This window comes from Sphaerospermopsis aphanizomenoides BCCUSP55, assembly GCF_001586785.1.
In the GTDB taxonomy this organism is placed as follows: Bacteria; Cyanobacteriota; Cyanobacteriia; order Cyanobacteriales; family Nostocaceae; genus Sphaerospermopsis_A; species Sphaerospermopsis_A aphanizomenoides_A.
In genome coordinates this window covers 62,416-71,590 of sequence record NZ_LUFH02000013.1, presented here as the reverse complement: position 1 = coordinate 71,590, position 9,175 = coordinate 62,416, and the positions used below count along the sequence as shown (strand labels likewise).

8 protein-coding genes and 2 tRNA genes are annotated in these 9,175 nt (G+C 38.2%); 6 read left to right on the top strand and 4 right to left on the bottom strand.

Annotated elements, in window-relative coordinates:
* Positions 1-202 precede the first annotated feature (202 nt).
* Positions 203-1,165: a tyrosine-type recombinase/integrase gene (locus A0J48_RS05310; protein ID WP_200321022.1), complete on the top strand. Its 963-nt coding sequence runs from the start codon at positions 203-205 to the stop codon at positions 1,163-1,165.
* Positions 1,166-1,198: 33 nt separating this feature from the next.
* Positions 1,199-1,531, top strand: a complete 333-nt coding sequence (locus tag A0J48_RS05305) for a hypothetical protein (RefSeq protein WP_200321020.1) — start codon at positions 1,199-1,201, stop codon at positions 1,529-1,531.
* A gap of 415 nt (positions 1,532-1,946) precedes the next feature.
* Here the strand turns inward: A0J48_RS05305 and A0J48_RS05300 are convergent, their stop codons facing one another.
* Positions 1,947-2,252: a hypothetical protein gene (locus A0J48_RS05300; RefSeq protein ID WP_200321019.1), complete on the bottom strand. Its 306-nt coding sequence runs from the start codon at positions 2,250-2,252 to the stop codon at positions 1,947-1,949.
* A gap of 440 nt (positions 2,253-2,692) precedes the next feature.
* Here A0J48_RS05300 and A0J48_RS05295 point away from each other — a divergent pair, with 440 nt between their 5' ends.
* The 4 genes from A0J48_RS05295 (at position 2,693) to A0J48_RS26755 (ending at position 6,597) form a co-directional block, all read left to right on the top strand.
* The gene (locus A0J48_RS05295) at positions 2,693-2,989 is read left to right on the top strand and encodes a hypothetical protein (RefSeq protein WP_200321017.1); all 297 of its coding nucleotides are present in this window, start codon (positions 2,693-2,695) and stop codon (positions 2,987-2,989) included.
* Between the two features lie 327 nt (positions 2,990-3,316).
* Complete coding sequence (locus tag A0J48_RS05290) at positions 3,317-5,725, top strand: VapE domain-containing protein (RefSeq protein WP_200321015.1); 2,409 nt, start codon at positions 3,317-3,319, stop codon at positions 5,723-5,725.
* A 169-nt stretch (positions 5,726-5,894) separates the two neighbouring features.
* Positions 5,895-5,957: a helix-turn-helix domain-containing protein gene (locus A0J48_RS27710; RefSeq protein WP_200321032.1), complete on the top strand. Its 63-nt coding sequence runs from the start codon at positions 5,895-5,897 to the stop codon at positions 5,955-5,957.
* Between the two features lie 400 nt (positions 5,958-6,357).
* Positions 6,358-6,597 (top strand): hypothetical protein, encoded by a 240-nt coding sequence (locus tag A0J48_RS26755; protein WP_234300730.1) that lies wholly within the window; start codon positions 6,358-6,360, stop codon positions 6,595-6,597.
* 389 nt (positions 6,598-6,986) lie between these two features.
* Here the strand turns inward: A0J48_RS26755 and A0J48_RS05275 are convergent.
* From A0J48_RS05275 to A0J48_RS05265, 3 genes are all read right to left on the bottom strand, one after another.
* Positions 6,987-7,058, bottom strand: a tRNA-Thr gene (locus A0J48_RS05275).
* An 88-nt stretch (positions 7,059-7,146) separates the two neighbouring features.
* Positions 7,147-7,232, bottom strand: a tRNA-Tyr gene (locus A0J48_RS05270).
* A gap of 110 nt (positions 7,233-7,342) precedes the next feature.
* Complete coding sequence (locus A0J48_RS05265; protein WP_200321011.1) at positions 7,343-9,163, bottom strand: ABC transporter ATP-binding protein; 1,821 nt, start codon at positions 9,161-9,163, stop codon at positions 7,343-7,345.
* Positions 9,164-9,175 lie beyond the last annotated feature (12 nt).

Below are 9,175 nucleotides of genomic sequence, written 5' to 3'. Positions count from 1 at the left end.
ATCCTTTCTTTTGCAGTTTGTAAGCTAGTCACAAAGCGGCTTTGATAGTTTTCGGAGATGTCTATTACGTATAAGGTGTAGAAAGCGTGATATTGCCTTTTGCAAGTACACCTATGCTGCTACATTAGACGGACTAGAATCAACTGTAGCTATCTGCAAGGACATAGAAACTGATTACTATCGTGGTAACTTTGATAGCACTTTGATTAAATATGGACTAACAAAACAAAATACACCCAAACTTACGGAAATAGTATCTATACACTCAGAACCTACTCTAAAGGAGATATGGGAAAGCTATAAAACGTTAAAACCTAACCCACCTAAAAGCACGCATCAAAATAGGTGGATACCTGTTGATAGGTGGTTGAGTGAATGTCCTAGTGAATGTTTAATAGTTTCTAATGCAGATAAGCTTCTAGCATGGTTAAGAAGTAAGTATTCAGATGGATATATTCACACACCATTATCAACTATCAGGACTGCTGTAAACCTGTCTATCAAGTTAGGTAAGTTAAAAGGCAGTAATCCTTTTTCAACATTACTATCAATCCTAGAAGTAGACACTAGGAGCATACAAATATACTCCAAACAGGAGGCAAAGATAATACTAGAAGCATTTAAGGATGGAAGATTTAACAAAGACAAATCAAGTTATTCAAGTGCTTTTTACAGTGGATACGTTGAATTTAGAATCAGAACAGGATGTAGACCTAGTGAGGCAATAGCACTAACTTGGGATGACATTAAAAACAATAAAATAATATTCAGTAAAAGGTACTCTAGTGGTCAATTACTGCAAGGAACTAAAAACGGTGTAGATGCAAGAATGTTTCCTTGTAATCAACAGATGATAGACTTCTTGAACAGTTTACCTAGAATACCTAACGAGAATAATCTTGTATTCCCAAGTTATGAAGGAATATACATTGATCAACACAATTTTTATAACAGGTATTGGCAAGTTATTGTCAACAACTTATTTACTCAAAAGCTGATATCCAAAGAACTTACTTTCTATGATTTACGTCATAGTTTTATTACTTGGATGTTAAGAGATGGTGTAGATATTAAAACTATTGCTACTATTGTGGGTAATAGTCCAGAGACAATCATGAAGTATTATTTAGCTAGTAATGACGATATTGAATTACCGGAGATTTAAGACATAGATGTAAATGGCAAGGACTATAAACCTATGATAAACACGGACGATTTAATCGAGTTGCAATACCTGTGTGAGTGGATGAATGATTTACCTTATAAATCGTTTTACTGGGACTTGTTGCCTTTGAACTATTTTCCCGATACCCTTACAGGTGTCCTGATTCTTCATGACTGGATATCACGCGAATATCGCATAAAAAGACGATATGCAAAAGTGATTTGGTGGCGTAGGGGATGGGGTTGGAGATTATCTAAGGACTGGAAAAACAAGTTGGAATCATTAAGCAATGAGTCTGAAGGTATTTGTTCAAAACCCCATCTAGGTCTACACAGCAATAGAAAAAATCCCACTAGAAGCGAATAGTGGGATTAAATGATGATGTGAACCAAAACACAACAGACGGATAAAAATTCGGTATAAGATTTCGATTTAAAAACCCTTAATGAAGGCACTAGGGTTAGCTGATTGGGTACTTTCTCAGCACAAAATCATCATATCATACCTTTATTACTTAGTGCTAATTAATATTAGCAATTAAACCCTGAAAGTCATGCTGGCTAAAGCTTTAAGTGTAGGTATATGTTTATTTTCCTATTACAAATCCTATAACAATTCCTATTACAAATCGTTATACAAAATAAAAACATATACCCCTCTCCAATCAATAAGAAAACCACTCTCAAAAAGCTTGAAAGTGGCAACCGAACCATGATATTTATGTAAGCGCAAAAGCGGGTAATTATAATTAGAATATTGTGTTTAGTTGGAGATGAGAGATTTAGCCTACTAGAGTCAAGGCAGGTCGTTGGGGTTCGCTCACGCCGGAACGCAATAACTGAATCTTTGCTTCTAGTTGCGTCATTTCTTCAGTAAACTTCTGCTCAAAAACATCCAACAACATTAAGCATCGGTCTACCTGATTCTCGTATCCCATATCGAACTGTTGCTTTGCCATCTCAACAAACAGTGAAGTCCTGCCTACGGTATCAACAGCGTCTTCAATCTCAAGTAATCTACTACTTAACTCTTGCTGAGATATCCAGAAGTTTCTGGAATCATCTAAGTTCTTTTGGTTTATCATCATATTGCCTTACTTGGGTATTCAAGTTGGGAAGTCCTGATGTATAGATGTGGTTCAGACATTTATACATTGGGCATTTTTATTTTATGTGCATCAACTCAACCTGACAAGTATCTTTTCGATCACTTTTTCTTATATACAAAGCACTAAAGTAGATAGTTTCACTCCAAACCGGATATCACCGTACACAAAAAGCATCCTCTTTCTTAGAGTTTTTGTATCCACTAATTGTCCTGAGAAGATAGCAGATGGCATCAATCCTAATACATCTTATTTCGTCACAATAATAACAAAATAGTACCTTTATACTCTTTACTCTTATCTTATTAATGTTGTATCAATAAGATAACCAAGACACAGAAGGCATTTGAGCGATTTGATAATCCCTACTCAACAACCAGGATGTTGCGGCGAACGCAAAAATATTATTTGGAACTAAAACTATGCCTAGAGGTGTACCTAAAGCCGGAAACCGTAAACCCGGTGGTGGCAGAAGTAAAAAATATGGTGCTGATACGGTACAGAAATGGATTCCCGTTCCCATAGCTGGAAAGCTTGATGATTTGTACGCTTTCCTGATTGAGCTAGATATTGAGATTGCAACTTGGGAAGCAACCTGTGAAGCCAAGAAAACATCACCGCGCTATGAGCAAGCTAGAAAACTTGCAGCGTCAATCAGAGAACGTATTGATGGGCTGGGAATTGATATTAGAAGTATTTACGCAAGCAATGGTGAGTAATAGCCATAAAACGCAAATACCACGACTCCTAACGTGGGTCGTGGTATCCTAATCTTTAAGTCGTCAAGTTCAAACCATACCGCCAAGTTTGTTTTTGAACTAGACACTGAGAAGGCAGCAATGCGTTTAGACGATTTACAAAGCTTCTTTAGTGGTATCTTATCACCAATTAAAAGCTTTTGCTAGTTATCTTTTGAGATTAATAGTACCTGGTGTTTTACGTCAGTCCTATTACAAGTCCTAATAGGAATCCTATAAGGATGCACTAATCTTATCATACAAAACGCGCTGCCTTCTATCCACCAAAAGAAAATTCAGGATAGAAAAATGGCATTAACAGCTAATGAAATCAGCATTGATACCTTAGAAGGACTATCTATCGCCAGAGAAATACCCACTGACTTGCTACTCGATAATGTCAAGCGGTCTGGTAAGGGATACATCCTTAAGGGTGATAACGACCAGATTCAATATAGACCTGATAAACCATTCTCTGACAAAGACGGGAAGCCAATTAAATATGTAACACCCAAGGGTAAACCATACGATGCAATGATTCCTGTGTATGAAGGGATGTTTGGAATAGTGCATTACGTCGGGAAGAATGACCGTCTATGGATAGTAGAAGGATTTTTTAAAGCATTATCTCTGATAGCAAAAGGAATTTATGCCATAGCTATATGTGGGGTAACTATGGGATTAACACCCAAAAGATTAGGAGAACCGCAACTAGTACCAGCGTTAAGAAGGGAGAACTTAAAGGGTATAACCAAGGTTGGAATAATTTTTGATGGGGATATATTCACAAATACGAATGTATTCTTAGCTCAACGTGCCTTAGCCAAAAAATTAATAGCTGCTGGCTACGATGTTTTGATAGCATCTGGTACATGGGTAAAGGATAGGAGCGTACCAGTGAGTGATAAAGAAAAAGGCATCGACGATTACATTAATCACCACAAGCTAGATACGGACGGAGTTAAAGCGTTACTAGAAAAAGCTTATTCATTGGATGAATGGGAGAGAAGATACCCAGTAGCAAGTAATAGTAGTAAGTCCAGGAAATCAGGCGGCAACTCAAAGAGTCATGCAAAAACGGTTTCTCTGTTAGCTGAATTCTACCGAGATAGAATCAGGCTAAATCAGATGACGAACGAGATAGAAAAGGATGGTAAGGAATATTATATTGATAGTTCTTTCATCCATATCAGTCAAGAAACTGGAATAGAATTAGCCAAGAGTTACGCTATTGATTACTTAGTAGAAGTCGCAAGGCAAAAAGCATACCATCCAGTCATTGAATACCTGAACTCCATTAAAGATAAAGCTGTGAATATATCCACAGATGACGCTTTACCCCATATCCATAAAATGCTTAGTGAGATTACTGGAGTACAAGATAAACTACATCTAACCTTTATCACTAAAACATTGGTAGCTGCTGTTAACAGAGTATTTAGACCTGGTTGTTTCTTTAAACGGGTATGTGTATTCTATGGAAAACAAGACGCTGGTAAATCTAGTTTCTGGAGAGAGTTAGCAGGTGATAAATTCTTTAATTCATCCTATAAAGGGACTACTGATAAAGATGATTTAATGGCTTTACACTCAGCATGGGTAAACGAAATAGCAGAATTCGATAAAGTCTACAGAAAAACAGATGTAGCTAACCTTAAAGCTGTAATTAGTGACCCATTTGATAAGGTTAGATTACCTTATGGCAGGACAATACAAACATTGTATAGACGGTCTATCTTAGTTGCGTCCACCAACAAGCAGGATATCCTTTTAGACCCCACAGGACATACTCGTTTTTGGGTTGTAGATATACCAGGGAAAATAGATTTTAAATCCTTACTTGAATACCGTGATTTGATTTGGGCTTGTGCATACAAACTGTTTGAGTCAGGGTATTCCTACGAGTTATCAGAAGATGAGCAGATAGCTAGTGCTGCTAACAATGAAAGATATACCAGCTTTGACCCATTATTTGACGCGGTGGAAGATGCCTGTAGGGTAGTGGGTTGGATAAAAGACTCTGAGGAATATGTAACCATATCTGAGATATATACACACCTGTATCCTGAATCAGACGGTAAGGCGCTGAAACCAGGCGACTGGAAACCAATATCAGATGCTTTGACTAGATTGGGTTATACAAGCGGTCATAAGGTACGCAGGAACGGGAAAACTACTTCTGTGTGGAAATTAAAAAAAGTTGAGGATTTCACGGTAACGACGGTAACAGAAGCTGAAAGCCATGCAGGACAAGCGTTACCGTTGTGTTACCGACCCGTTACCGACACCCAACCAGCGGTAACAGATGTCCCAAAAACGTTACCGTCAGATGTTCATGGTAACGCTACGGTAACACCCACGGTAACACCTACTGTGCAAGGATTACAGCCATCTGTTACCGCTGTTACCGTTGAATCTCCAACTTTCTCTGATGTGATGCCAAGTCTACCGTCAAAAACTCCATTACCCAATGGCATGACAGAAGTTGACCCACAGCCAGAAGTCGGTGATTGGGTAGAAATAATCTCTGACACCTATTCTTATCCTTGTGTTAAGGGTGCAAAGTTTGAGGTAAGTGAAGTTTGCCCCGGTTATGGGGTGAAACTCTTTCACATAAAGAAGGGGACGGCTAAAAAGAATCCATCCAAAGTGGTTCTAGCGCCTGTCAGTTTTAAGGATGTGCGATTAGTCGAGAAACAAGAGCAAATGGCTTTCTAGCTCAAATAAATGGGTAAGCAATTATGCTTACCCTGCCTGGTCAAAATGGCTGAAATAAAATGCCCATTGCAAGAAGCAATAGAAAAAGTATTTGTAAAACCTTAAGGTCTTGCAAATACTTTTTGATAAAGAGGTTGCTTTTGGCAGCTAATTACAGCCATCTTGACGGGTGCTAGACAAGCTATGCTCTATCCTTGATTGTCAAGTTGGAGATATTCTAGTCAGGGAATAGTCCAACCATTTACATCCAGGGCAATTGCATGAATAAAAAATAAAACTCCCTGCATTCTCTGACGTGGGGAGTTATGTTTTATGCAGAAGTTAAGCACTTGATTATGTATAAAATTCAATTTCCTGCAAATCCTAGCCTTGCATTCCCATCATCATGCTGCTGTTGTGGACGCAATAAGACAGATACTCATTACACAATGAATATTGCACATAGAGGTAATGTGAGACGCGACCCACGAATATATGGTGTATCAGTTGTAGATTTTCCAATATGCAATGAGTGTAAAAAATGGATAAATTGTAGGCGTACTTCAATCAAGTTATATGTGATATTTTTCGCTTTTATTGGATTAATAGTATTTACATGGGGAGCATTAATAATCTTCCTTCCCGTGGGAGGAATGAGGCGTATAGTGCTATTTGCAGTAACAGCGGTAATACTTTGCATAGTGTATTTTCTGTTTGCAAAAGTTCGTGATATGGTAGCACGTCATGTCAACAAGGGTAAGCCAAATGAACAATGTAGAGTACCGCCTATCGGATGCCTTGGCACGGATGTAAATAGTTTTATTCTGGGATTTGAGAATGCTGGATATGCCCAAGAATTATTATCGCTGAACAAAAAGTTAAAGCACCAGTAACCAAACAAAAATAAACCCCACTTTGACTCTTGTTAGGTGGGGTTATTGTATCCCTGAAATCCTATAACAATTCCTATTACAAATCCTATTACATCTGAAAACATATACACTAAAGCAACAATTCTATGACTTATAAGTTGCTCTCAAAATGGCTGTTTAAAGCCAGAAGTAAAACTTATATATCGACCACTGATAGGCAAAATCTTTTAAAACCCAGCGATCGCAGAAGTTAAACTTATATAAAAATTAGTAGAATTCCCTCTAAAAACTCTCTCTAAAATCCGTTGTTGGTAGAAAAGTGGTAGAATCTACCAGTTAACCAAGTACAAGAATATCTCTATACCACTCCTAAAAGCTTAAAATCCTACCATGTAAGTATTTAAGTCAAAAGCCCGTGACGAGGATTGAACTCGTGACCTCACCCTTACCAAGGGTGTGCTCTACCACTGAGCCACACGGGCAAAAATCGGGCTTTGTTTTAGGAGGTATGAATTACAAAGCTGAGAAGATTTCTCGACACTCAGCTTTCGTAACTCACATCTCTAGAAGTGGTGGGCCGGGCTGGATTTGAACCAGCGTAGGCGCAAACCAACGGATTTACAGTCCGTCTCCATTAACCACTCGGACACCGACCCGCTGCGTCCCACTTTTACTATAGTAGCAGCAGTTTTTAGGTTTGGCAAGGGGTGAAAAAATATTTTTTCAAAAAACCTGGGAATGCTTAAATCAAAAGGGTTTCAGATGTTTAAGCAATTAGTTCTCCTGTTTCTTGCAGGGAGTGTAAGCGGTGGTAAATTCCTTCATGACGCAACAATTCCTCATGACTACCAACCTCGGCAATTTTTCCCTGGTCAAGAACCACAATTTTATCGGCTTCCCTGACTGTGCTGAGACGGTGAGCGATGATAATTGTAGTTCTAGTTCCTTGGAGCGATCGCATAGCTAATTGAATTGCTCGTTCAGATTCATAATCTAAACTAGAAGTCGCTTCGTCAAAAATCAGTACATCTGGTTCTACTAGCAACGCTCTAGCAATTCCTAAACGCTGTCTTTGTCCACCTGACAGTCTTACACCTCTTTCTCCAACAACCGTGTAATAACCTTGGGGTAGGTGCTGAACCACATCATCAACTTTGGCAATTCTACAGGCTTCCTGCACCTGTTCCAAGGTCGCATCAGGTCTACCATATTTGAGATTATCCAAAACAGTACCGTTGAAAACGTCTACTTCTTGGTGAACAATCGCTAATCTCCGTCTATACTGACTTACATTTAAAGTGCGAATATCTTCTCCATCAATCAAAATTTGACCTGTTTGGGGTTCAAAGTAACGCAATAGCAACTTCACTAAAGTAGACTTACCAGAACCAGATTTTCCCACCAATGCTACTGTTTGATATGGCTCAATTAACAAATTGATATCTTGTAAAACTTGACGCTGGCTATCATAGCCAAAACTGACATGAGCAAATTCAACTTTGCCAGTAAATTGATATGCTGATTCTACCTGTTTTACATCTGTTAATAATTCAGTTGCATCTGCTCCTGATGGTGTTTGCAGAAATTCATGAAACCGCAACATTGCCGAATAACGACGTGCAAAGGATTCTGCTAAATTACTGATAGGTTCTAACTCAGCATAAGCCATGCTAGAAAGAGTCAAGGTCATCACAAAATGACCAAGAGAAATTTTTCCTTTGACTGTAGCAGCTAAAGTCAAACCCAGAACCATAAACACGCAAAATTGAATGACAGTTCTTTGCCAAGTTTGCAGTTTGACATAACCTTTGTGCAACCGATAATCAACTATATTTAGCTCTCGTTCCAAACGTTGCTTTTGTCTTTCTAGTTCCCTATTTTCTGTCGCATACGCTTTCACTGTTTTGATATTAGTGATAATCTCAGAAGTGCGACTTTCTGTATTTTCTATATGTTTGTCTATCAGAATTTCGCACTTAATTAATCGCTGTAAATCCTTGAGCGTAAAGCCGAGAATAACTACAAAGGAAATTAGAAATAACACAGCTATGCGCCATTCAATAAAGGCGATAAATACAAATATTCCCAATACACGCATTAGTTTAGGAATAAACAGACCAGCAATTTCTGGATAACCCCAAGTGTGGTTAACAATTCCTCTGGCTAATCTTCCCGCAATACGTCCAGGATTATTTTCATCGTAAAATTCTAGTGGGAGAGTGAGAATTTTTGCTATGGCTGTTTGACTTTTATCTCGACGCGCTCTTAAGGCTATATCCCAGTGAAACCAACTAGTTAACCAAGGTTGTGTTGGCGCTCTAACAACAGTAACAATGAAGATTAGACTTAGTAAAAGACCTAAAGATAGAGATTGATTAACTGGGTGATTTGTACTGTGTGAAACATTGACAATTATTTTTTGTATTGGATGATCTAATGGTTGGCCAGATAAAACATTTAAAATTTGTCCAATCGCATAAGGTACAAGTAAATCAAGAATTTCATAAAGACTAGATGCAGTAATGCTGAAAATACTCAGTTTCCAGTAGGGACGAAAATAATTGAGAATATCTCTAACATTCGCCATATTGCACACCAT

Bases quoted from the DNA above. Each gene is read 5' to 3' on its own strand.
- A0J48_RS05305 (WP_200321020.1), top strand. From the start codon at position 1,199: ATGATAAACACGGACGATTTAATCGAGTTGCAATACCTGTGTGAGTGG.
- A0J48_RS05300 (WP_200321019.1), bottom strand. From the start codon at position 2,252: ATGATGATAAACCAAAAGAACTTAGATGATTCCAGAAACTTCTGGATA.
- A0J48_RS05295 (WP_200321017.1), top strand. From the start codon at position 2,693: ATGCCTAGAGGTGTACCTAAAGCCGGAAACCGTAAACCCGGTGGTGGC.
- A0J48_RS05290 (WP_200321015.1), top strand. From the start codon at position 3,317: ATGGCATTAACAGCTAATGAAATCAGCATTGATACCTTAGAAGGACTA.
- A0J48_RS26755 (WP_234300730.1), top strand. From the start codon at position 6,358: ATGAGGCGTATAGTGCTATTTGCAGTAACAGCGGTAATACTTTGCATA.
- A0J48_RS05265 (WP_200321011.1), bottom strand. From the start codon at position 9,163: ATGGCGAATGTTAGAGATATTCTCAATTATTTTCGTCCCTACTGGAAA.